We start from the raw sequence: 23,415 nt of genomic DNA on the forward strand, positions 1-23,415 counted from the left end.
AATAAACATTTCTAATTCATAGTAACTAAATTGGTGCCTGACACCCAGGTTGTTTATACAGGAGATGACGAAAAATGGGGTTAGTACGAAAAGGAATTAGTGTTATTCATTTTGATGAAACGTATTTTGCACAAACCAAACTGCTGCAATACCCGCATGAGGACTTGGATTTTCGGCAAATGCAGCATGTGAATCTATTTTGTGAGGAAGATTCTTTAACGATTTTACAAAAACAATTGCAAAAAAGGAAGCAAAAAGGGATTACCTATATTGGCAGTGGGAACTATCATTATATTACTTATATCATATTAACAGAAATGACAAAACCGTTTACCCTCATTCTATTTGACAATCATCCCGATCTAGGAAATGATCAAGGCCATGAAGAGAGTTTGTTATCATGCGGATCATGGGTATCGTATGCCCTAAAAGAAATTCCGTTATTGCAGCAAGTTGTCATCATTGGTCCCACCACGATTTCACAGCATCACTTCAATTATCATCACGTTGTAATCTTTCCATTTGATGGCAGGCATCATTATGCATTAAAGTCCATTTTATCTGCTATTCGTACGCAAAATGTTTATATTAGTATTGATAAGGATGTGTTAAATACAACCGAAGCCGAGACCAATTGGGATCAGGGTGTGATGAATCTTTCTACTCTAACTTATTTTCTTGAAGCAATTAGCAAGTATAAAAAGATTGAAGGTGTCGATATATGCGGCGAGGAACATCTTTCCCCACACGACACGGTTCTGCCCAATTATCAAGCTGGATTTCACAAAAATGAAAAAGCAAATCTTGCCATTTTGAAAACATGTCTAAAAGGAAGCCGCCAGCAAACAAGAGGAGCATAATTTCACCCCGGAATTAAAAAAATACAAGGAACGAATGTATCAAGGGAAAGAGGGATGATGGTGATAAAAATTGGGGTTATTGGACTTGGTGATATTGCTCAAAAAGCTTACCTGCCGGTCTACAGCCAAATGAAGGATGTTGAGTTTCATTTTTACACGAGAAATCGTGAAAAGCTAATGGCGATCGGCAGACAATATCGTTTTCAGCATTTGCATTTTGATCTTGAATCATTGGTAAACAGCGGTATATCAGGAGTATTAGTCCATTCCTCGACATCTTCGCATGAAGAAATTGTCAGGTGGCTGCTTATCAGGGGTATTCATGTTTTTGTTGATAAGCCGATTACAGATCATTTTGATGAAGCCAAAAGGCTTGTTGAATTGTCAGAGGAAAAAGGGTTAATTCTGATGACTGGCTTCAACCGAAGGTATGCCCCTGCCTACGCGAGGTTAAAGAAAATTTCGGAGCCTAATATGGTCATAGTTCAGAAAAATCGCAGAAATCATCCCGGAGACCCCAGAACGTTAATTTTTGATGATTTCATTCATGTTGTTGATACCATGAGGTACTTGTTCACCCATCCAATTGAGGAATTGCTGGTAAATGGCCGAATCGAGGACGACCTTCTTTACCATGTGGTTATTCAATTTATGTCACAGGGGGGGACAGCCATTGGAATTATGAACCGGGAAAATGGGGCCAATGAAGAGATCGTTCAAGTTATGGGGCCGTATGAGAAGGGAACGGTTACCAATGTTTCGCAACTTGTTATTTCCAAAGAAAACGAGAATATTGAAGTGCGGAGCAATGATTGGGAACCTACTTTGGTTAAGCGGGGGTTTCCGCAAATGGTCAATGACTTTATTCAGGCAATTAAGGTAGGAACCAATCCGGAAATTACCGCATGGGATTCTTTGGAAACCCATGAAATCTGTGAAGAAATTATAACGAAACTGGCAAATAATACGTAAGAAAGACTCTGAGGACTCCTTCCAGAGTCTTTTCTCTTATCGGTTTGACAGATTTTTTTCCGGTAATAAAATGTTGGCAATTTGTAAATATTTTCCCATAAATACGCCTTTTTTTATGATATGGTCAAAGTAAGAAGGATGTTTCTAGTATTTAAAGGGGGTTCAGAAACATGGGAGCACGTGTAATTGAACCAAATAGTGGGCCAAAGATTCAAAAGGAAAAAGAAATCGTCAGACAAATGATTGAAATCTATTGCCACCGGAAACACCATCGGGATAGTTTATGTAAGGAATGTCAGGATTTGAAAAATTATGCGTTATTGCGACTGTCATTTTGCCGGTTTGGGGAAGATAAGACTGCCTGCTCTAACTGTAAAATTCACTGCTATAAGCCCAAATACCGTGAAAAAATGAAAGCCGTGATGAGGTATTCTGGACCTTGGATGCTGTTGTACCATCCGATTTATTCGATAAAACACTTGCTAAATAAATAGGTTTGCAGGATTCAAAAGGAAAATAGTACCCGGATTGTTTCACGCAATCTGGGTTTTCTTTTTAATAAAAATATTATATGAAAAATGACCAAAATCTTTGTTGACCTTGACGTTGCGTAAAGGTGTATCGTGAATGATGAGGAGGTGATGTGATGGAATATACAGTGCAAAAACTGGCAAGGCTGGCGGGGATCAGCACCAGGACCTTAAGGTATTATGATGAAATAGGTATTCTTAAGCCGGCGAGAATCAATTCTTCAGGATACCGGATCTATAGTCAAGCGGAGGTAGATCTGCTGCAGCAAATTCTCTTCTTTCGGGAACTTGGGATGGGCCTGGAGCAGATTAAGACGATCGTCACCGCCCCCGCTTTTGATGCTGTTAAAGCACTAAGAGAACATCATCAAAAGCTCCTCGAAAAAAGAGTGCAATTGGACTTATTAATTGCAAATGTTGAAAAAACAATTGCGCACACAGAAGGGGGAATTGAAATGACCGATCAGGAAAAATTTACAGGCTTTAAGAAGAAAATGATCGATGAAAATGAGAAGAAGTACGGTAAAGAAATCAGGGAGAAGTACGGCAACGAAACTGTTGACCGCTCCAATGCCAAACTGCAAAACATGACCAAGGAGCAATACGAAGAGGTTACTGCCCTGTCAGAGGAAATAACACAAACACTCGCTGAAGCGATGAAAACCGAAGACCCTGCAGGTGAGTTAGCGCAAAAAGCAGCGGAACTTCATAAAGAGTGGCTTACCTTCTTTTGGCATGAGTATAGTAAGGAAGCCCACGCTGGCCTGGCACAAATGTATGTCGAAGACGAACGGTTTAAGGCTTATTATGATAAAGAACAGCCAGGTACAGCTGAGTTTCTAAGAGAGGCCATTCTTATTTATACTGGTATTCAAAAAAAATAATATTGTATAGGTGCCTGACACTTGGATGTTAGGCACATTTTTTTTAATAATACCCATCTATGGGTTTTTTTGAAGAATCATCTATGGTATTATTATTTTAATATTTGTTATTTTTTAATATTTTACAAAAATGTAATATAACTATTAGGTAGGTGTAAATGTGAATAATGAACCTATTTTACAAATAAAAGATTTAAAGGTTTCATTTCAATCGGGGAAGAAGTACCTCCCTGCCGTGGATGGAATCAGCTTTAAATTAAGAGAAGGTGAAATTCTCGGGATTGTCGGAGAATCCGGCAGCGGCAAGAGTGTCACCTCCTTGGCAACGATGGGATTAATTCCAACCCCGCCAGGAAAAATTGAAAAAGGCGAGATTATTTTTGCCGGGAAAGACTTAATAAATATCTCAGAAAAGGAATGGCGCGAGATTCGCGGCAACCAAATATCGATGATCTTCCAAGAACCGATGACATCGCTGAATCCTTTATTTACAATTGGCAACCAATTAATCGAGGCCATCCGCTTACATACGCAACTTTCAAAGGCTGAAGCAAAGGTCCGAAGTGTAGAGCTATTAAAACTGGTGGGAATACCGCGGGCGGAGGGAATTTTGAAAGAGTATCCTCATCAACTTTCCGGGGGAATGCGGCAGAGGGTCATGATTGCGATGGCGATGGCTTGCAATCCCAGGGTGCTGATTGCGGACGAGCCGACAACTGCGCTTGATGTCACGATTCAAGCACAAATCTTGGCCTTGATGAAAAATTTGAACCGAAAAACCAATACGTCCATTATTCTCATTACCCATGATTTAGGCGTAGTTGCAGAGATTTGTGAGCGGGTGATCGTCATGTACGCCGGACAGGTGGTGGAACAAGGCGATGTCAGAACCATCTTGAAAAATCCACAGCATCCTTATACGAAAGGATTATTGAAATCGATTCCAGACCTGAGAGGAAATAAAGAACGTCTCTATAGTATCCCGGGAACTGTTCCAACGCCGGGGACTGTCCATCAGGGCTGCCGATTTGCCGCAAGATGCGAGGAAGCTTTTGATAAGTGCCGAAATGAGGCACCTAAGTTATATCAATCAAAAAAAGACGGACATGAAGTGCGCTGTTTCCTACATATATTGAGAGAGGGGAGAGACGAACATGTCGGAGTTACTCCTTGAAGTAAAAGGTCTGAAAAAATATTTTCCGATTACCGGCGGTATTTTAGGCCGGAGACAAGGGGAAGTGAAGGCAGTAGACGATGTTTCGTTTTACGTCAAAAAAGGCGAAACATTGGGGATTGTCGGGGAATCGGGCTGCGGCAAATCAACAACCGGGCGGCTGCTCATGCGTTTAATCGAAGCAAGTGACGGCTCGATTATTTTTGAAGATAAAGAGATTACCCAAATGTCAAAGGCAGAATTGAGAAAAATCCGTCGCGATATCCAGATGGTATTCCAGGATCCCTATGCATCGCTCAACCCGAGGCATTCCATTGAGCAAATTTTGGAAGAACCGTTGATTGTTCATGGAATTGGCTCGAAGGAAGATCGCCGCAAAAGGGTTCAGGAAATGCTTGAGGTAGTCGGTTTAAGCAGTTACCATGCCAAAAGGTATCCTCACCAATTCAGCGGCGGTCAGCGGCAGCGGATTGGGATTGCCAGGGCGCTGATGACAAAGCCGAAACTGATCATCGCCGATGAACCGGTTTCCGCCCTTGATGTCTCAATTCAGGCCCAGGTTCTAAATCTGATGAAGGATATTCAAAAAGAATTCCAGCTAACTTATATCTTTATTGCCCATGATTTAGGGGTAGTCCGTCATATCAGCGACCGGGTCGGGGTTATGTATTTAGGCAGATTAATAGAGCTTGCGGAGAGTGAAGAATTATACGAAAATCCATTGCATCCCTATACAAAAGCGTTGCTTTCAGCGGTTCCCATAGCGAACCCCGATCTCCAAAAGGAGGCAATCCTAATTGAAGGGGATTTGCCCAGCCCGGCTAATCCGCCATCAGGCTGCGCCTTTCACACGAGATGTGGAGAATGCATGGAGATTTGTAAAACAACGAGACCAACAGAACGCATTCTGAACGGTCATTATGTTGCCTGCCACTTATATGACGAGTGATGGGCAGCATTGATGATATAAAAACAAACATTTAGGGGGTAGGAATATTTAATGAAGAACAAGACGTTAAAAATGCTGTTAATTTCAATACTAGCGATCAGCATGTTTCTTGTTGGCTGCAACTCGAAAACAAATAAACAAGCAGACGACAGCAAGAAGCCAGCTGATAGCAGTGCTCCTGCAAAGGATACGCTTGTCTATGGCCGTGGCGGTGACTCCGTTTCACTCGACCCGATCACGACAACAGAAGGGGAAACGTTTAAGGTTACCATTAATATTTTTGAAACATTATTAAACTATGGGGAGCAAGATACAACGATTCATCCGGGACTTGCCGAAAAATGGAAAGTATCTGATGATGGGCTGCAGTATACGTTCCACCTCCGTCAAGGGGTAAAATTCCACGACGGCACGGATTTTAATGCAGATGCCGTTATTTATAATTTTAACCGCTGGATGAACGGAAATGAAAAACAATTCCCTTATTATACGATGTTTGGCGGATTTAAGAAAGATAAAGGCCATGTCATTAAAGAGATTAAAGCTCTTGATGACCATACTGTCCAATTTATTTTGAAAAGACCGCAGGCACCATTCCTGAAAAACTTAGCCATGTCGATGTTTGGTATCGCCAGTCCGGCAGCACTCAAGAAATATGGCGATGATTTCCGAAAAAATCCTGTCGGGACCGGTCCATTCAAATTTGTTGAGTGGAAGGCTAACGACCGCATTGTGATTGAAAAGAACCCTGATTATTGGGACAAGAGCCTGCCGAAGTTAAACAAAATTATTTTCCGCGTAATTCCGGAAAATACGGCCCGGCTTAATGCTTTGGCAAATGGAGAAATTGACGTCATGGACGGCTTAAATAACTCAGATGAAGCAACCGTTTTGGCAAATGACAAACTGCAAATCATCGAACGTCCATCGATGAACATTGGCTATATTGGCTTAACGACTACGCGTAAGCCGCTTGATAACAAGCTGGTCCGTCAGGCGATTAATCATGCCATTGACAAAAAGACAATCATCGATGCCTTCTATGGCGGTAAAGCATTGCCTGCGAAAAACCCAATGCCTCCTTCGATTGAAGGCTACAACGATGCGATTGAAGATTATCCATATGACTTGGAAAAAGCTAAGGCACTTCTGAAGGAAGCCGGATTGGAAAAAGGCTTTACCATTGACTTATGGGCCATGCCAGTTGCCCGTCCATACATGCCAGAGGCGCAAAAAGTTGCTGAAGTCATTCAAGAAAGCTTAAGTAAAATTAATATTAAAGCAAACATCAAATCTGTGGACTGGGCGACTTATTTAGATAAGGCCAATAAAGGCGAGTTTGATATGTTCATGCTCGGCTGGACCGGTGACAATGGCGACCCGGATAACTTTATCTACACATTGCTGGATAAAGACAGTATCGGCAGCAACAACTATGCTCAGTACAGCAATGATAAGCTTCACGATATTTTAATTGAAGCACAAACCATTGCTGATCAAGAAAAGCGAAACGAGCTTTATAAGAAAGCGCAAGAAATTGTTCATGAAGACGCGCCATGGGTGCCGCTCGTTCATTCCACACCACTTCTGGCGGCATCTAAAGACGTGGTAAACTACCTACCGCATCCAACCGGTTCCGAGTGCTTAAGCAAGGTTGAATTTAAATAATGAGTAAGACGAGGGGAGGTTTCTTTGCCTCCCCTTTTGCCAACAAAGGCTTGCCATTTTAATAAATTTTACAAGCAATATATGTGCATTTTATTGAGAAAAATTCGCGGCAAAAACACCGCGATTTATAACACCGCTTTAATTTGAACCTGACTAAAAGAGGTGAGAAAAGTGCTAACCTATACAATCCGGCGAATTTTTTCATTAATACCAGTGTTAATTGGAATGACTCTGATTGTTTTTGCCATCATACACGCGATACCAGGAAATCCGGCGCAGGTTATTCTCGGTCAAAGGGCAACTAAGGAGGCCGTCGCAGAACTGACAAAACAGTTGGGGCTGGATCAGCCATGGTACATACAATATTTTGATTATATTAATGCTCTCCTGCATGGTGATTTGGGCATTTCATTGCGGACAAGAGGCCCGATTAATGAGGAAATTTGGCCATATTTAACCGCGACGATTGAATTGACCTTAGTTGCTATCATCATTGCCGTCATTATTGGAGTCAACGCCGGGATTATCAGCGCCTGGTTTTCGAAATCCTGGTTTGATTATGCCGCCATGGTATTTGCCTTAATCGGTGTGTCAATGCCTATTTTCTGGCTTGGGTTAATGGGACAATGGGTATTTTCGATTGAATTAGGCTGGCTGCCGACAACTGGCCGGGAGGATGTCAGGGATCCGGTTACCGCTATCACAAATATTTATTTGATTGACACATTATTGCAGGGCAGGTTCGATCAGTTTAAAGTTGTGCTGCAGCATTTAATTTTACCGAGTGCAGCGCTGGCAACGATTCCAATGGCGATTATTGCAAGAATGACCAGGGCGACAATGCTGGAGGTCATGAAATCAGATTATATTCGGACAGCACGGGCCAAAGGATTAAGCATGTTCTGGGTCGTGTACAAGCATTCTTTAAAAAATGCAATTATTCCTGTTCTTACCGTCATCGGCCTGCAAACCGGCCTGTTATTAGGCGGAGCAATTTTAACGGAAACCATTTTCGGCTGGCCCGGAATTGGCAGATATTTATATGATGCCATCGGGTATCGCGACTATCCGGTGATTCAATCAGGAATCTTGATTATTGCCGCGATCTTCGTATTGATCAATTTAGTAGTGGATCTCTTGTATGTGTTTATCGATCCGCGGATTAAATACACGAAGTAAAGGAGGACTCTAGCAGTGGCTGAATTAGCAAAAAATACAACGGATCTACAAACCATACCTGCTGAAGAAACGTTTATTCCTCCGTGGAAGGAGGCCTGGCAGTCTTTTTATAAAAATCGTTTGGCCGTGATTGGCCTTGCCATTGTTCTCTTCTTTATTATCCTTGCTCTCATTGCTCCGTGGGTGGCGCCATACGGTTTTAAAGAGCAGGTTATGTCCGAGCGGATGCAGGCACCATCAAGTAAACATTGGTTTGGTACGGATGATTTTGGCCGGGATATTTTTTCCCGGGTAATATATGGAGCTAGAATTTCCTTATGGGTGGGATTCTTTTCTGTCCTGGGATCTGTCGTAGTTGGGACATTCCTCGGGATCGTAGCCGGTTACTACGGGCGCTGGATAGATACAATTATTTCTCGGTTTTTTGATATCATGCTGGCGTTCCCCAGTATTCTTCTGGCAATTGCTGTAGTCGCCATCCTTGGCCCGTCATTGCAAAATGCCTTGATCGCAATTGCCGTTATCAACGTCCCCAATTTCGGCCGGCTTGTCCGTTCAAAGGTGTTAAGTGTTAAACAGGAAGAATACATTATGTCGGCGCGGGCGATCGGAATGAAGGATTCACGGATTCTTTTCCGCCATGTTTTACCGAATAGCATTTCACCGGTCATTGTTCAGGCCACATTGGCGATTGCCACAGCGATTATTGAAGCAGCGGCACTAGGGTTTCTTGGCATGGGGGCGCAGCCGCCGACACCGGAGTGGGGGAAAATGCTGGCCGATTCCAAGAACTATATTACCAATGCCCCGTGGACACTATTTTTCCCGGGGATGGCAATTATGCTGACGGTACTTGGCTTCAACTTGATGGGTGACGGCTTACGCGATGTCCTCGATCCAAAAATGAAAAACTAGCCGAAAAGACCTCGGGTGTGGGGTCTTTTCTAATTAGCTTAAAAAATCATTTTGTGTTATATAATCAGAAGATTTATAATTAGCTAAAGATTGTTCGTATTGTGGTGGGAGGAACTATTTGTAATGAATAAAGAAAAGAGCATCGTCCTGATAGGCTTCATGGGGGTAGGGAAGACGACCGTCTCAAAGTTGCTGGCTGAAAAGCTCAATCGACAATTTATTGATATAGATGAGGAAATTGAAAAAGAATTCAAACTGCCCATTCCCGAAATTTTTCAGAAGTTTGGTGAGAAAACATTTAGAAAGCGGGAGAAGGAATTGATTTACAGCATGGCAGAACAACATGGAAAAATCATTTCGGTCGGTGGGGGAGCATTCCTCCAGGAGGATATCAAAAACATTTGTTTATCAACCTGCACGGTGATCTTTTTAACTATTTCGTTTGAAAACTGGAAGGACAGGCTTCGTCTTATTCAAGATAGCCGGCCGGTCCTTCATGGAAAAACAATTAAAGAAATGGAAGAACTTTTTAATCAGAGGCAAGCAATTTATGCTGATCATCATGTAAAGATTACGGTTGATCACAAAAATCCCGAAGAGGTTGTCGCAGAAATTCTTCAAAAGGTGGATTGAAGACATGAAGAGAACAATAACAACCCGAGGAATCACTATTGGTAGGGGGATTCCTAAAATTTGTGTGCCATTGGTTGGCCGCACGGTAGCCGAATTAATCGAGGAGGCGGCCGCCTTAAAAACAATTGATTACGATATTGTCGAGTGGCGGGCCGATTATTTTGAACAGATTGAGGATATTGGAAAAGTAGAGGAAACACTAAGCCAAATTCGGGCCATTCTCCAAGATACGCCAATTATTTTTACCTTCAGAAGTGCTAAAGAAGGTGGCGAAAAGGAGGTTGGCACAGCTTATTATATTGAATTGAATAAAGCCATCATTGAAACTGGCCTGGCGGACATCATAGACATAGAGTTACTTAATGAAGAAACAATTGTGAAATCATTAGTGAAAACGGCACATAGCAAAGGGGTATTGGTCATCATTTCGAATCATGATTTTGAGAAAACACCTTCAAAGGAAGAGATTATTGCACGGCTGCGAAAAGCGCAGGAATTGGAAGCAGATTTACCGAAAATTGCTGTGATGCCAACAAGTTCCAGCGATGTTTTAACATTGTTGGTAGCGACAAACATAATGTATGAACAGTATGCAGACCGACCGATTATCACGATTTCAATGGGGAGTAAAGGAGTAATCAGCCGCCTTGCCGGAGGAACGTTTGGATCAGCATTGACCTTTGCTTCTGCCGGCAAGAAGTCCGCTCCTGGTCAAGTAGAGGCAGCAGAACTGAGAAGAGCATTACATCTGTTACATTCCTAATTTGGGGATTAAAATTCTTTTGGCTAAATGTCGGGGAAATAGGCCGAGTTACAAATGAATAAACTGGAAAATATATCAGCCAATCTGACGCAATAATGAACAAATTGTCAGGTTGGCTTTTTTTGATCAGAAAAGAAAAAACTTTCCTATTTGCCATAAGTGTAACTTTGCCTCTGTCTTCGCCCTAACGACTCGCCAATCGGTGAGTCTTCAGTATATAAAAATGTATAACGATTCAACCTTATATGTAACCGCTGTCAATTAAATTATTTGATATTTGCAGAAAAATTGGTCATTTTCCTGTTGAATAATTATATACATGTATGTATAATAATTCATTATCTAAGTAACGCGTGGGAGTGGAAAAAATGAAAGCTGCAATTATTGGCGGTACAGGATATGGTGCGATTGAATTAATCAGACTTATCCACCAGCATCCCTATTTAGAGGTAGGCTCGGTTGTTTCCAACTCTCAAGCAGGAAACAATTTCAGTGAAAGTTATCCTCATTTATCAGGATTAACCGACCAGCCGTTAGGAAAATTTGACCCGGAAACGATCGCAGAAAACCATGATATTGTGTTTTTGGCGACGCCATCAGGTGTGAGCAGCAAGCTTGTCCCGCAGCTGATGGAAACAGGGATTAAATGTGTTGATCTGTCCGGGGATTTCCGGCTAAGGTCGAGCGAACAATACGAAACGTGGTATAGGCGAAGGCCAGCCAATCATGAATATATACAACAAGCTGTTTACGGATTAAGCGAAATCTATCCGGAGCAAATAAAAACAGCAGCATTGATTGCCAACCCGGGCTGCTATCCAACCGCAGCAACCTTGGGATTAATCCCGATTTTAACAACAAATCAAGCTGATTTAGCATCCATCATCATTGACGCAAAATCCGGAGTTTCAGGGGCAGGAAGAGGACTTTCCTTAACCTCCCATTATGCGGAAATAAACGAAAACTTAAAAGCTTATAAACTGGGAAGCCATCAGCATATTCCGGAAATTGAGCAAGTCCTTTCAGATGAAAGCGGTACTCCCATCACGATTAGTTTCACAACTCACCTGGTGCCAATGACAAGAGGGATTATGTGCACAATGTATCTTACATTAAACGAATCTATTTCAACGAAGGAAGTTGTAGATTTATACACTAATTTTTATAAAAATAAATCCTTTGTCCGAATCAGACCGGAAGGAAACATTCCGGCAACGAAAGAAGTGCACGGAAGCAACTATTGTGATATCGGGCTTCATGTCGATAGCCGAACAAACCGGCTGACCGTCATTTCGGTAATTGACAACCTGGTAAAAGGAGCTGCCGGGCAGGCAATTCAAAATGCGAACTTAATGTTTGGTTGGGATGAACGAAGTGGTCTTAATCAACTACCAATCTATCCATAAAATCGTTTCAGGGAGAATAAGGGGGAAATTTAATTGGCACAGGTAACAACAGGGAAAGAAATAGTCATTTTAAAAGATGAAAGTGTGACCTTACCAAAGGGGTTTAAGGCGGGCGGTTTGCATTGCGGATTGAAGAGAAAAAAACTGGACCTAGGTTATATCGCCTCGGCGGTTCCGGCAACCGCTGCTGGCGTCTACACGACAAATGTGTTTCAAGCAGCACCGCTCGTGGTAACGCAGGAAAGCCTGGCAAAGGAAAATAAAATTCAGGCTATTGTGGTTAACTCGGCCAACGCCAATGCCTGCACAGGCGAGCAAGGGTTAAAGGATGCCTATGAAATGCAAAGTCAATTTGCTGCTGAACTTGGCGTCAAAGACCACTTAGTAGCGGTTACATCAACAGGGGTCATTGGCGAGCTTCTGCCAATGGATAAAATTAACACAGGAATTAAGCAACTCCTTCACAAAGACAATGAAGGAGTAAATAATTTTCTACAGGCAATTTTAACGACCGATTTAATGGTCAAACAAATTGGCGTGCAAATGAACATTGATGGGAAAACTGTCAGCATCGGCGGTGCAGCCAAAGGCTCGGGAATGATCCATCCTAATATGGCAACAATGCTCGGATTTGTGACCACGGACGCTAACATTGCATATACAGACTTATCTAGTGCACTAAAAGACATCACAAACGAAACATTTAACATGATCACGGTGGACGGAGACACAAGTACCAATGATATGGTTGTCGTCATGGCAAACGGCCTGGCAGGTAATGGTCAGCTCACAAAAGATCATCCCGATTGGGAGGTTTTTTACGCAGGGTTAAAGACTGTTTGCGAAGCATTGGCCAAAAAAATTGCCCGCGATGGTGAAGGGGCGACGAAATTAATTGAAGTCAAGGTAGCTGGTGCATTCAGTCAACAAGCAGCCAGAGCCGTCGGAAAAGCCATTATTTCTTCCAATCTGGTAAAAACGGCTATCTATGGTACCGACGCCAACTGGGGCAGAATTGTCACGGCAATTGGCTACAGCGGCGTGCCGATTGACCCAAATTCAATAAAGGTCTCGATTGGAGCCTATCCGGTTTTTGAAAACGGCTTGCCTACCCCATTCGATGAGGCCAAACTGAAACAATACTTGGAACAAGAAAATGTCCAAATCGTTGTGGAATTAAATCAAGGTGATGTAAGTGCCACTGCCTGGGGATGCGATTTAACCTACGATTATGTCAAAATCAACGCATCCTACCGCACATAAAAGGGGGCCTTTTCCATGAAATACTTAGTAATAAAATGCGGCGGGAGTGTATTGGAAAACCTTCCTAAGTCATTTTATGAGGATGTGATTTCCCTTCATCAATCAAGGGAATGGATCCCGATTATTGTCCATGGCGGCGGTCCGTTAATCAATCAATTGTTAAAAAGCCTGGATGTTGAGACACGCTTTGTGGACGGATTAAGGGTTACGAGCAAAGAGGTATTGGATGTTGTCGAAATGGTCTTAAGTGGCATGGTCAATAAGCAGGTTGTTCGCAAGATTATCGAGGCAGGAGGGAATGCCATCGGTGTCAGCGGGGTGGACGGCAGCCTGCTCCAGGCAGCTCCAGCACAAAATGCCAAACAGTTAGGCTTTGTCGGAGATGTAATTGGAGTTAACGATGAAGTCATTGATGGAGTCATCCAACAGGGCTATATCCCGGTCATTTCCCCGATTGGAATTGACGGTAATGGTCAGCGCTATAACATTAACGGTGATGTTGCAGCCTCTGCGGTAGCGAAAGCATTAGGAGCCAATCTTTGTTTTATCAGTGACATCCCCGGGATTCTGGTTGAAAAAGATGGGGTAAAGACGAAAATGGATGTGGTTTCCAAATCGATTATTGAAGAAATGATTGACAATCAAACGATTTACGGCGGCATGATTCCAAAAGCCAAGGCAGCGATCGATGGTCTTGTTCACAATATCCGCGAGGTGGCCATCATTAACGGATTTGAGAAAAATAGTCTAATAGATTATACACAGGGTAAAAAAATTGGTACAAAAATTGTTCTAGAAGAGGAGATAGCAGGATGGGCCACAATACATTAGTCTCGCAAATTTCACCGGTAATGGCAACCTACAGCCGTTTCCCGGTAACACTGGTCAAAGGAAAAGGAAGCTATGTCTGGGATGATCACGGTCAGCAATATTTGGATTTTACTTCAGGGATTGCCACTTGCAACCTTGGTCATGTTCCCGATTGTGTAAAAGAGAAACTGGCGGAGCAGCTCGAAAACCTATGGCATTGCTCCAACCTTTATCATATTCCCAATCAGGAGGAACTTGCCGGTCTTCTTACAGCCAACAGCTGCGGTGATCAAGTGTTTTTTTGTAACAGTGGAGCCGAGGCAAATGAAGCCGCGATTAAACTGGCAAGATGCTACGCCAGTAAAGTAAAGGGCAGCAATTTTCCCGAAATTGTCACCTTTAAGCAATCATTTCATGGCAGGACGCTGGCCACTCTAACAGCCACTGGGCAGGAAAAAATTCAGCACGGTTTTTCACCGTTAATGCCGGGATTTAGTTACTTGCCGTTTAACGATAACGATGCCCTTGAGATGCTGCAAACAATCAAGCCGGCAGCGGTTCTTCTTGAATTGGTTCAAGGCGAAGGCGGGGTCATTCCTGCTGATCAGAAGTGGGTGCAGGCACTCACTCGGATTTGCCAAGAAAACGACATTCTGCTAATGGTCGATGAGATTCAAACGGGAATGGGCAGAACAGGTACGCTGTTTGCCTATGAACAATATAATATTAAGCCGGATGTAATCAGCGTTGCCAAAGGGCTGGGATCAGGATTCCCAATCGGAGCGATAATTGCCAAACAAGAAGTGGCCAAAGTTTTTGAACCAGGCAGCCATGGCAGCACATTTGGCGGCAATCCGCTAGCAACGGCAGCTGGAGTTGCCACTGTTTCACGGATGATTAACAGCGACATCTTAAGTGATGTTCAGGAGATGTCCGTCTACCTTGATTGCCAACTCGAAAGCCTGAAGGCCCAATTTTCAGCCATCAAGGATATCCGCGGCAAAGGGCTCCTGAAAGGACTGGTTGTGGAAACGAATGCGTTAGACATCGTAAAACAAGCGATCAGCCACAATTTGTTAGTGCTAACCGCCGGTCCCAATGTAGTTCGGATCCTGCCACCGTTAACGGTAACTAAAAGTGAAATCGATGAATTTGCGCAAAAGTTGGAACAGGCATTCCAAGGTATAGAGAAAGGCGAGTGAGGCTTTATGGAACAAGGATATCTTACTTTGGAAACAGGGGAACTGTTTGAAGGGGTACTGATTGGTGCAGAACACGATTCACTAGGAGAAGTTGTCTTCAATACAAGCATGACTGGCTATCAAGAGATTATTACGGATCCATCCTATGCCGGGCAAATTATCACCTTCTGCTATCCGCTAATTGGTAATTATGGCATCAATGCTTTAGATAATGAAAGCATTACCCCGGCGCTTGCCGGTGTCGTAATCGGCGACCTTTGTGAAACACCGAGCCATTATCAATCAATTGAAAAGTTTTCTGAAAAACTAAAGCAAGCTGGAGTACCCGGGCTTGCTGGCGTCGATACGAGACTGTTAGTGAAAACCATCCGCAGCCGGGGAACCGTCAAAGGCTATTTAGGCAGGGAGAAGGCAATCGCTTTTCCTTCTCAGGAACAAACCCCATTTTGGGTGGAAAAAGTTTCGACGAAAGAGCAGCAGTTTTTTAAAAATCGCGGTCCTCATGTTGTCTTAGTTGACTTTGGTTATAAAAAGTCAATTCTCACGGCGTTGCTGGCTGAAAACTGCGCCGTCACGATTGTCCCATATCATACAACGTTTGAACAAATAAAATCCATACAACCCGACGGGGTTCTGTTTAGCAATGGTCCTGGCGACCCGATGGCGCTAAAAAAATGGTTCCCCGAATATAAAAAGATCAGCCAGTATTTCCCAACGCTGGGGATTTGCTTGGGTCACCAGCTGATTGCCCTAGCCTACGGGGCGAAAACGGAAAAGCTTACCTATGGTCACCGTGGCGGTAATCACCCTGTGAAAGAACTGGCCACCGGAAAAGTCAAAATAACCGCACAAAATCACAGCTATGTGGTCATCGATGAAAGTATTGACAGCAAGGTGTTTGAGGTTACTTACCGCAATGTCAATGACCGCTCAATCGAGGGCTTAAAACATAAGCATTATCCGATTCAATCGGTGCAATTTCATCCCGAAGCACATCCGGGACCAAGTGATACAGAATACATTTTAACAGGATTTGTCAGAGAGATCGCGTCATTGGGAGAGACAAAATATGCCGTTAAATAAGCAGTTGAAAAAAGTACTTGTGATAGGCTCAGGTCCGATCGTTATTGGTCAGGCTGCAGAATTTGACTATGCCGGAACTCAAGGCTGTATTGCCTTGAAAGAAGAAGGACTGGAAGTTGTCCTCGTTAATAATAACCCGGCGACGATTATGACCGACGAAGCAGTGGCCGATAAGGTCTATATCGAGCCGCTTAATGTTGCCACGATTGAAAAAATCATTCAAAAAGAACAGCCTGACGGAGTGATTGGCACACTTGGCGGGCAGACCGGTTTGAATTTGACTGTGGAGCTGTTTGAACAAAAAATTCTTGAAAAATACAATGTAGCCCTCCTTGGAACGTCAGTCGAATCGATTAAAAATGGCGAGGATCGCGAACGGTTCCGCAATTTGATGCTAAAAATCGGGGAGCCGATTCCCGAATCAGCGATCATCCAAAGCTATGAGGAAGGCGTTCAATTTGTTAACAAAATTGGCTTTCCGGTGATTATCCGTCCGGCATTTACGCTTGGCGGAGAAGGCGGAGGTTTTGCCTATAATGCGGAGGAACTGGAATTGGTCCTGAAAAAAGGGCTGGCAGCCAGTCCGATTCACCAAGTGCTCGTCGAAAAAAGCATCAAAGGCTGGAAGGAAATTGAATATGAGGTTATGCGCGATGCCAATGATACGTGCATTATCGTTTGCAATATGGAGAACATGGACCCGGTCGGCGTCCATACCGGTGACTCCATTGTCGTTGCTCCGTCGCAAACACTTACTGATGTACAGTATCAAATGCTCCGCGATGTTTCGATAAAAGTAATCCGGGAACTCGAAATTATTGGCGGCTGTAATATCCAGTTCGCGCTAAATCCAAATTCCAATGAATATTATATTATTGAAGTCAATCCGAGGGTCAGCCGTTCATCAGCACTGGCCTCAAAGGCAACCGGTTATCCAATTGCCCGAATGGCGGCAAAATGTGCGGCCGGCTACCACTTGGATGAGATTTTGAACCCGATAACCGGCAATACGTTTGCCTCCTTTGAACCGGCTATTGATTATATTGTCGTCAAACTGCCGCGCTTTCCGTTTGATAAATTTCCAGAAGCCGACAGAACGCTCGGAACCCAAATGAAAGCTACCGGAGAAGTGATGGCGATTGATCGGACTTTCGAAGGGGCGCTTAATAAGGCGATCCGCTCCATGGAAATGAATGTTTACGGCCTCTGCCGCCGGATGAATCAATCATTGCCAGAAGCAGACCTTTTGGAATTGCTGGAACAAGCCAATGACCAGAGGCTTTTTATTATTGCCGAGGCGTTTCGAAGAGGCATTTCGGTTACAAAAGTTCAGCAATTAACCGAGATCGACCCTTGGTTTTTGCACAAAATTAGCGCCATCGTGGCCGTAGAAACAGAACTGGCAGGCTTCCATTGGGACAATGTTCCTGAATCTCTGCTGATCCGGGCGAAGAAGATGAATATCGCCGACAAGCTGCTAGCGCAAATCTTTATAATTCCGGAAAAACAAATAAGAACTAAGTGGCAGGAACTTGGTATCAAACCCGGCTATAAAATGGTCGATACGTGTTCGGCAGAATTCGATGCGGTCACCCCTTACTATTATTCTACTTATCATGGCTTTGACGAAGTAGAAACAACCGATGCGAAAAAGATTCTCGTTATTGGCTCCGGGCCAATCCGGATTGGGCAGGGAATCGAATTCGATTATTGCTCGGTGCATGCCGCAAAAGCGCTCAAGAAACACGGCTATCAGGCGGTTATCATCAATAACAACCCAGAGACGGTCAGTACCGATTATTCCGTCGCCGACCGGCTTTATTTTGAACCGCTCACCGTCGAAGATGTGCTTCATGTGATTGAAAAAGAACAGGTGGAAGGTGTACTGATTCAATTCGGCGGGCAAACCGCGATTAATCTTGCCCACGATCTTGAAGAAGAAGGCGTTCCGATTTTGGGCACGACTGTGAGAAATGTAGACCGTCTCGAAGACCGAAAGGAATTTTACCAGCTGCTCGAAGATTTGAATATTCCTCATATCGAAGGAAAAACCGTTTTCCACGCAGAGGAATTGCTTACAGCAGCGGCTGATTTAGGCTATCCGGTACTTGTGAGACCGTCCTATGTCATCGGCGGGCAGGCAATGTTCACGATTTTTTCGGAAACGGAACTGCATGATTATATGAACCAGCTTAATCAAAATGCCAATGAGAAAATGTGGCCGTTACTAGTTGATAAATATTTACCGGGACTGGAATGCGAAATTGATGTCATCAGTGATGGTGACAGCATTGTCATTCCGGGAATCTTTGAGCATATTGAAAAAGCCGGCGTCCACTCCGGCGACAGTATCTCCGTGTTTCCGCCGATTTCAATGTCTCAGGAGATAAAAGCAACTTTAATAGACTATGCTTCAAAAATTGCCAAAACGGCTCCGGTTATTGGGATGATGAACATCCAATTCGTCGTTTATGACCAGCAGGTTTACGTTCTGGAAGTCAATCCACGTTCATCACGGACGGTGCCAATCATCAGTAAAGTAACGGGGATTCCAATGATTGAGTGGGCGATTGGCGTTCAATTGGGCGATGCGTTAACTAAATTTTCTGATGCCCCGGGCTTGCAGCCGGAACCGTCATATTTTTCCGTTAAGGCCCCGGTTTTTTCCTCTGGAAAGCTAAAAGGAGTCGACCATGTTCTTGGTCCGGAAATGAAGTCCACCGGCGAGGTGCTGGGAATGGGGGCAACCTATCTTGAGGCACTAGCTAAAGTCATTCCGGCTTTGACAGGAAATAGCGGGGCAGACTATCTCTTATGTTCGATTTCCGACCGGGAAAAACCGCAAAGTCTGCCGATTATCCGTGAGCTTGGAAAAAATTTAAAGATTGCCGCAACAGAGGGCACGGCTGCTTTCCTTCAAGAGCATGGGGTTGAGGTTGAAAAGGTACTTCGCAATGAACAGGATGTTGACAGCCTGTTTCGCCAGCAGGCGGTAAAGGCGGTTATCAATATACCCAATCAGGGCCGTAATAAAATGAAATTTGGCTTTCGCATTCGTGAACAAGCGATTCGCTATAAGATGCCGGTATTTACCCATTTTGACACGGTGCAAGCAATGATGGAAATGGGCAAAACCAGTAACGCTGCTATCAATGTAAGGACGCTAAGTGAATATTACAAATGGGGAGAGAGAGGATCAATCCATGTCGGAAGCTATTAAATATCAATTGAAGTCAAAGGATTTTTTACAGCTGGCTGATTTTTCCACTGGAGAAATTCATTATCTGCTGGAAGTGGCACAACAATTAAAGGCCGAGCAGAAACAGGGGATTCCGCATCCATATTTAACTGGAAAGGTGCTGGGGATGATTTTTGAAAAATCATCCACCCGCACTAGGGTGTCCTTTGAGGTTGGCATGCTGCAGCTTGGCGGTCATGCGATATTCTTGAGCTCAAAGGATATCCAGTTGGGCAGAGGGGAAAGTATTGCCGACACGGCCAAAGTGCTTTCCAGGTATATCGATGGGATCATGATTCGGGCGTATAGTCATGAATCTGTTGAGGAATTAGCAGCACATGCCACGGTTCCGGTCATCAATGGCTTAACCGACCTGCAGCACCCGGCTCAGGTTTTGGCAGATTTGTTGACCATCCTCGAACATAAAGGGAAGCTGGCCGGCTTAAAGCTTTGCTACATCGGTGACGGCAATAACAATGTGGCCCATTCCTTAATAGAGGGTGCCGTTAAAGTAGGGATGGATATTAACATTGCTAGTCCTCCTGGATACTTGCCGAATGGAATAATCACTGAAAAGGCAATTGCTGCCGGAAAACTGAGCGGAGCGACTGTCACGATCACCAATGACCCGATCCGAGCGATTAAAAATGCAGATGTGGTTGTAACCGATGTCTGGACCAGCATGGGTCAAGAGGAGGAAGCAGCCAAGCGTCTGAAGGTTTTTACCCCCTATCAAGTAAACGAGGAACTGTGCCAACAGGCCAATGCCGATTTTATCTTTTTGCATTGCCTTCCCGCTCACCGCGGTGAAGAAGTAACAACGGGTATCATTGATGGGCCGCATTCAGTTGTTTTTGATGAAGCAGAGAACCGGCTTCACGCCCAAAAGGCAATTTTAAAATTATTACTTGCAGAATAGTCTTTATTTTTATAAAAAATAATGTATAATAATTCTATTCAGTGAATTTTAATACAAAAGGGAAAGTAAGGGGAATAAAAATGGCTAAAGAGAAGATTGTGTTGGCATATTCGGGAGGCCTGGATACTTCCGTTTCTGTAAAATGGATCCAAGACAAGTACGGCTACGATGTCATTGCATTGGGACTTGATGTCGGAGAGGGAAAAGATTTAGAGGCAATTAAAACAAAAGCTTTAAATGTCGGTGCCATCAAAGCTTATATCCTTGATGCCAAGGAAATGCTCGCTAAGGACTATATTTTACCAGCATTAAAAGCGAATTTATTATACGAAGGAAAATATCCACTGTCCTCGGCGCTATCACGCCCGCTGATTTCAAAATTGCTAGTTGATGTCGCCGAAAAAGAAGGAGCAGTTGCCGTGGCCCACGGCTGTACGGGAAAAGGGAATGATCAGGTGCGCTTTGAAGTGTCGATCCAAGCGCTCAACCCAGATTTAAAAGTGGTGGCTCCCGTTCGTGAATGGGGCATGACCCGTGATGAGGAAATTGCTTATGCCGAGAAGAATGGGATTCCGATTCCGGTTGATTTGGATAATCCATTTTCGATTGATGCCAATATTTGGGGCCGTGCCTGCGAGGCTGGCGTCCTCGAAAATCCATGGGCCGAGGCTCCGGAAGAAGCTTATGATTGGACCAATCCAATTGAATTAACCCCGGACACTCCGGAATATATCGAAATTGAATTTGAACAAGGCGTACCAGTTGCTCTGAACGGCGAAAAATTACCGCTTGTTCAATTGATTGAGGCATTGAATCTAATTGGCGGCAAGCACGGTGTCGGCCGGATTGATCATATCGAAAATAGATTGGTAGGAATTAAATCACGGGAGGTTTACGAAAACCCGGCAGCCCTTATTTTAATCAATGCTCATAAGGAATTGGAGTTTTTGACTCTGCCGCGTGAAGTTACCCAGTTTAAAACCCAGGTCGAACAGCAGATGGCCAAAATTGTCTACGAAGGTCTTTGGTACTCACCATTAAAAGCTGCCCTTGATGCGTTTGTCGAAGAAACACAAAAAGTGGTGTCAGGCACCATTCGAGTGAAGCTGTTCAAAGGAAACCATACAGTGGTTGCCCGGAAATCGCCTCACAGTTTATATAACGAAGAGCTGGCAACCTATACAAAAGGTGATGCCTTCGATCACAATGCAGCTGTTGGGTTTATCAAATTGTGGGGATTACCAACAAAGGTGTTCACCGAAGTAAATAAGAAAGAATCAATGGTAAAATAAACTGTGATGCCCCCGAAGCATATTCGGGGGCAATCTGCTTAAGTACTAACTTTTGAGAATTGCAGATATATTAGGCGAAACTGCAGATAAATCTGTTAAACTTGCAGATATATCGAGCAATCTACAGATATCATTTTCAATTCACAAAAGGAAATCAATTATTAACAGGAATTTCTGATCATTTAGGGGGAGCAATCTATGTCAAAACTATGGGGCGGTCGGTTTACGAAAGAAACGAACAAGCTGGTAGAAGAATTCACCGCTTCGATATCGTTTGATCAAAAGCTGGCAAAAGAAGATATTGCCGGGAGCCTTGCCCACGTCCAGATGTTAGGGGAGTGCGGCATTATTCCGCTAAAGGATGCGGAAACAATCAAACAAGGTCTGCTGGCAATAAAGGAAAAGGTTGACCGCGGAGAGGTTGAGTTTCTCGTTGCGGATGAAGATATTCATATGAATATCGAGAAACTGTTAATTGAACAAATTGGTCCGGTGGGGGGTAAGCTTCATACCGGCCGCAGTCGAAACGACCAAGTGGCAACCGACATGCATCTATATTTGCGGACCAAAACGACTGAATTAATTAAATTGATTGAAGATGTCCAACTCTCGATCATCAAGCAGGCGAAAGAGAATATTGAAACACTAATTCCGGGCTATACTCATTTGCAGCGGGCCCAGCCGGTTTCTTTCGCCCATCACTTAATGGCGTATTTTTGGATGTTTGAACGAGATAAGGAAAGATTGCTGGATTCTTTGAAACGGATTAATTGGCTGCCGTTAGGTTCTGGTGCCCTGGCCGGGACTACCTTTCCGATTAATCGCGAAAAGGTCGCGGAATTATTAGGATTTGAAACGATTTATCCAAATAGTATGGATGCTGTCAGCGACCGTGATTTTATTTTAGAATTTTTGTCGATTGGTTCGATTATTATGACCCATATTTCACGTTTGTCAGAGGAAATGGTCCTTTGGTCGAGCCAGGAATTTCAATTTATTGAACTGGATGATTCCTTTTGCACCGGTTCGAGCATCATGCCGCAAAAGAAAAATCCGGACGTACCGGAGCTTTTGCGGGGAAAAACAGGGCGCACGTATGGAAATTTAATTGGTTTACTCACTGTATTAAAGGGCCTTCCGCTTGCTTATAATAAGGATTTGCAAGAGGACAAAGAAGGCATGTTCGATACGGTAGAGACGCTGGAAGGCTCCCTGAAGCTATTAGCACCAATGATTGAAACAATGACCGTCCATAAAGAGGTAATGCGCAAGGCGATCAACACTGACTTTTCCAATGCTACGGATATTGCCGATTACCTTGTTCGCAAAGGTCTGCCGTTTCGCGAGGCCCATGAGGTGATTGGAAAAATTGTCCTTTATTCAATTCAGTTCAACAAATTCTTGCTCGATTTAACCATCGAGGAATATAAGCAATTTAGCGATTTATTTGAAGAGGATATTTATCAGGTACTGGCTCCGGAACAAGTTGTCGCCGTTCGCAATAGCTTTGGCGGAACGGCTCCGGAACAAGTGAAGCAGCAAATTATATTTGCGGAAGAAAAACTGCATAAATAAACAATTTAAAACCCGCTCAATCAATTTTGGCGGGTTTGATTTTTGTAAGTATAATCGAAACCCTGCAAAGATTCCAAAAAACGATTAAAAGATTCACTCC

Annotated in this window: 20 protein-coding genes; all 20 read left to right on the top strand. The window is 43.6% G+C overall.

Annotated elements, in window-relative coordinates; translation table 11 throughout:
- Positions 1 to 74 precede the first annotated feature (74 nt).
- The 20 genes from JK635_RS15335 (at position 75) to argH (ending at position 23,315) form a co-directional block, all read left to right on the top strand.
- Positions 75 to 860: an arginase family protein gene (locus JK635_RS15335; protein ID WP_202654836.1), complete on the top strand. Its 786-nt coding sequence runs from the start codon at positions 75 to 77 to the stop codon at positions 858 to 860.
- A gap of 54 nt (positions 861 to 914) precedes the next feature.
- The gene (locus JK635_RS15340) at positions 915 to 1,832 is read left to right on the top strand and encodes a Gfo/Idh/MocA family protein (protein ID WP_235888140.1); all 918 of its coding nucleotides are present in this window, start codon (positions 915 to 917) and stop codon (positions 1,830 to 1,832) included.
- A gap of 170 nt (positions 1,833 to 2,002) precedes the next feature.
- Complete coding sequence (locus JK635_RS15345; protein ID WP_202654837.1) at positions 2,003 to 2,326, top strand: nitrous oxide-stimulated promoter family protein; 324 nt, start codon at positions 2,003 to 2,005, stop codon at positions 2,324 to 2,326.
- A 152-nt stretch (positions 2,327 to 2,478) separates the two neighbouring features.
- Complete coding sequence (locus JK635_RS15350) at positions 2,479 to 3,246, top strand: MerR family transcriptional regulator (RefSeq protein ID WP_202654838.1); 768 nt, start codon at positions 2,479 to 2,481, stop codon at positions 3,244 to 3,246.
- Positions 3,247 to 3,406: 160 nt separating this feature from the next.
- A complete protein-coding gene (locus JK635_RS15355) occupies positions 3,407 to 4,420 on the top strand; it encodes an ABC transporter ATP-binding protein (RefSeq protein ID WP_202654839.1) in 1,014 nt (337 codons plus the stop codon).
- Complete coding sequence (locus JK635_RS15360; protein ID WP_202654840.1) at positions 4,401 to 5,369, top strand: ABC transporter ATP-binding protein; 969 nt, start codon at positions 4,401 to 4,403, stop codon at positions 5,367 to 5,369. The genes JK635_RS15355 and JK635_RS15360 overlap by 20 nt, the downstream gene beginning before the upstream one ends.
- Positions 5,370 to 5,420: 51 nt before the next feature.
- A complete protein-coding gene (locus tag JK635_RS15365; protein ID WP_202654841.1) occupies positions 5,421 to 7,037 on the top strand; it encodes an ABC transporter substrate-binding protein in 1,617 nt (538 codons plus the stop codon).
- A 171-nt stretch (positions 7,038 to 7,208) separates the two neighbouring features.
- Positions 7,209 to 8,216 carry an ABC transporter permease gene (locus JK635_RS15370; RefSeq protein ID WP_202654842.1) on the top strand — a complete coding sequence of 336 codons (1,008 nt, stop codon included), beginning with the start codon at positions 7,209 to 7,211 and terminating at the stop codon, positions 8,214 to 8,216.
- Between the two features lie 15 nt (positions 8,217 to 8,231).
- Positions 8,232 to 9,131, top strand: a complete 900-nt coding sequence (gene nikC / locus JK635_RS15375; RefSeq protein WP_202654843.1) for a nickel transporter permease — start codon at positions 8,232 to 8,234, stop codon at positions 9,129 to 9,131.
- Positions 9,132 to 9,254: 123 nt separating this feature from the next.
- A complete protein-coding gene (locus JK635_RS15380; protein ID WP_202654844.1) occupies positions 9,255 to 9,764 on the top strand; it encodes a shikimate kinase in 510 nt (169 codons plus the stop codon).
- Positions 9,765 to 9,768: 4 nt separating this feature from the next.
- Complete coding sequence (gene aroD / locus JK635_RS15385; RefSeq protein ID WP_202654845.1) at positions 9,769 to 10,527, top strand: type I 3-dehydroquinate dehydratase; 759 nt, start codon at positions 9,769 to 9,771, stop codon at positions 10,525 to 10,527.
- Positions 10,528 to 10,895: 368 nt separating this feature from the next.
- Positions 10,896 to 11,933 carry an N-acetyl-gamma-glutamyl-phosphate reductase gene (argC, locus tag JK635_RS15390; protein WP_202654846.1) on the top strand — a complete coding sequence of 346 codons (1,038 nt, stop codon included), beginning with the start codon at positions 10,896 to 10,898 and terminating at the stop codon, positions 11,931 to 11,933.
- 33 nt (positions 11,934 to 11,966) lie between these two features.
- Positions 11,967 to 13,196 carry a bifunctional ornithine acetyltransferase/N-acetylglutamate synthase gene (argJ, locus tag JK635_RS15395; RefSeq protein WP_202654847.1) on the top strand — a complete coding sequence of 410 codons (1,230 nt, stop codon included), beginning with the start codon at positions 11,967 to 11,969 and terminating at the stop codon, positions 13,194 to 13,196.
- Between the two features lie 15 nt (positions 13,197 to 13,211).
- Positions 13,212 to 14,027 carry an acetylglutamate kinase gene (gene argB, locus JK635_RS15400; RefSeq protein ID WP_202654848.1) on the top strand — a complete coding sequence of 272 codons (816 nt, stop codon included), beginning with the start codon at positions 13,212 to 13,214 and terminating at the stop codon, positions 14,025 to 14,027.
- Positions 14,009 to 15,208, top strand: a complete 1,200-nt coding sequence (argD, locus tag JK635_RS15405; RefSeq protein WP_202654849.1) for an acetylornithine transaminase — start codon at positions 14,009 to 14,011, stop codon at positions 15,206 to 15,208. Before argB ends, argD begins: the two co-directional genes overlap by 19 nt.
- Positions 15,209 to 15,214: 6 nt before the next feature.
- Positions 15,215 to 16,291, top strand: a complete 1,077-nt coding sequence (locus JK635_RS15410; protein WP_202654850.1) for a carbamoyl phosphate synthase small subunit — start codon at positions 15,215 to 15,217, stop codon at positions 16,289 to 16,291.
- Positions 16,278 to 19,511, top strand: a complete 3,234-nt coding sequence (carB, locus tag JK635_RS15415; protein ID WP_202654851.1) for a carbamoyl-phosphate synthase (glutamine-hydrolyzing) large subunit — start codon at positions 16,278 to 16,280, stop codon at positions 19,509 to 19,511. Before JK635_RS15410 ends, carB begins: the two co-directional genes overlap by 14 nt.
- Positions 19,495 to 20,448, top strand: coding sequence for an ornithine carbamoyltransferase (gene argF, locus JK635_RS15420; protein WP_202654852.1), 954 nt, complete (start codon positions 19,495 to 19,497; stop codon positions 20,446 to 20,448). The genes carB and argF overlap by 17 nt, the downstream gene beginning before the upstream one ends.
- Positions 20,449 to 20,528: 80 nt before the next feature.
- Entirely contained in the window at positions 20,529 to 21,740 is a 1,212-nt protein-coding gene (locus tag JK635_RS15425; protein ID WP_202654853.1) for an argininosuccinate synthase, read from the top strand.
- A 198-nt stretch (positions 21,741 to 21,938) separates the two neighbouring features.
- Complete coding sequence (gene argH, locus JK635_RS15430; protein ID WP_202654854.1) at positions 21,939 to 23,315, top strand: argininosuccinate lyase; 1,377 nt, start codon at positions 21,939 to 21,941, stop codon at positions 23,313 to 23,315.
- Positions 23,316 to 23,415: the final 100 nt, after the last annotated feature.

The organism is Neobacillus paridis (assembly GCF_016765675.1).
Taxonomy (GTDB): Bacteria; Bacillota; Bacilli; order Bacillales; family Cytobacillaceae; genus Neobacillus; species Neobacillus paridis.

Coding starts and splice junctions, on each gene's coding strand:
- JK635_RS15335 (WP_202654836.1), top strand. CDS start 75: ATGGGGTTAGTACGAAAAGGAATTAGTGTTATTCATTTTGATGAAACG.
- JK635_RS15340 (WP_235888140.1), top strand. CDS start 915: ATGATGGTGATAAAAATTGGGGTTATTGGACTTGGTGATATTGCTCAA.
- JK635_RS15345 (WP_202654837.1), top strand. CDS start 2,003: ATGGGAGCACGTGTAATTGAACCAAATAGTGGGCCAAAGATTCAAAAG.
- JK635_RS15350 (WP_202654838.1), top strand. CDS start 2,479: ATGGAATATACAGTGCAAAAACTGGCAAGGCTGGCGGGGATCAGCACC.
- JK635_RS15360 (WP_202654840.1), top strand. CDS start 4,401: ATGTCGGAGTTACTCCTTGAAGTAAAAGGTCTGAAAAAATATTTTCCG.
- JK635_RS15365 (WP_202654841.1), top strand. CDS start 5,421: ATGAAGAACAAGACGTTAAAAATGCTGTTAATTTCAATACTAGCGATC.
- JK635_RS15380 (WP_202654844.1), top strand. CDS start 9,255: ATGAATAAAGAAAAGAGCATCGTCCTGATAGGCTTCATGGGGGTAGGG.
- aroD (WP_202654845.1), top strand. CDS start 9,769: ATGAAGAGAACAATAACAACCCGAGGAATCACTATTGGTAGGGGGATT.
- argC (WP_202654846.1), top strand. CDS start 10,896: ATGAAAGCTGCAATTATTGGCGGTACAGGATATGGTGCGATTGAATTA.
- argB (WP_202654848.1), top strand. CDS start 13,212: ATGAAATACTTAGTAATAAAATGCGGCGGGAGTGTATTGGAAAACCTT.
- argD (WP_202654849.1), top strand. CDS start 14,009: ATGGGCCACAATACATTAGTCTCGCAAATTTCACCGGTAATGGCAACC.
- JK635_RS15410 (WP_202654850.1), top strand. CDS start 15,215: ATGGAACAAGGATATCTTACTTTGGAAACAGGGGAACTGTTTGAAGGG.
- carB (WP_202654851.1), top strand. CDS start 16,278: ATGCCGTTAAATAAGCAGTTGAAAAAAGTACTTGTGATAGGCTCAGGT.
- argF (WP_202654852.1), top strand. CDS start 19,495: ATGTCGGAAGCTATTAAATATCAATTGAAGTCAAAGGATTTTTTACAG.
- JK635_RS15425 (WP_202654853.1), top strand. CDS start 20,529: ATGGCTAAAGAGAAGATTGTGTTGGCATATTCGGGAGGCCTGGATACT.
- argH (WP_202654854.1), top strand. CDS start 21,939: ATGTCAAAACTATGGGGCGGTCGGTTTACGAAAGAAACGAACAAGCTG.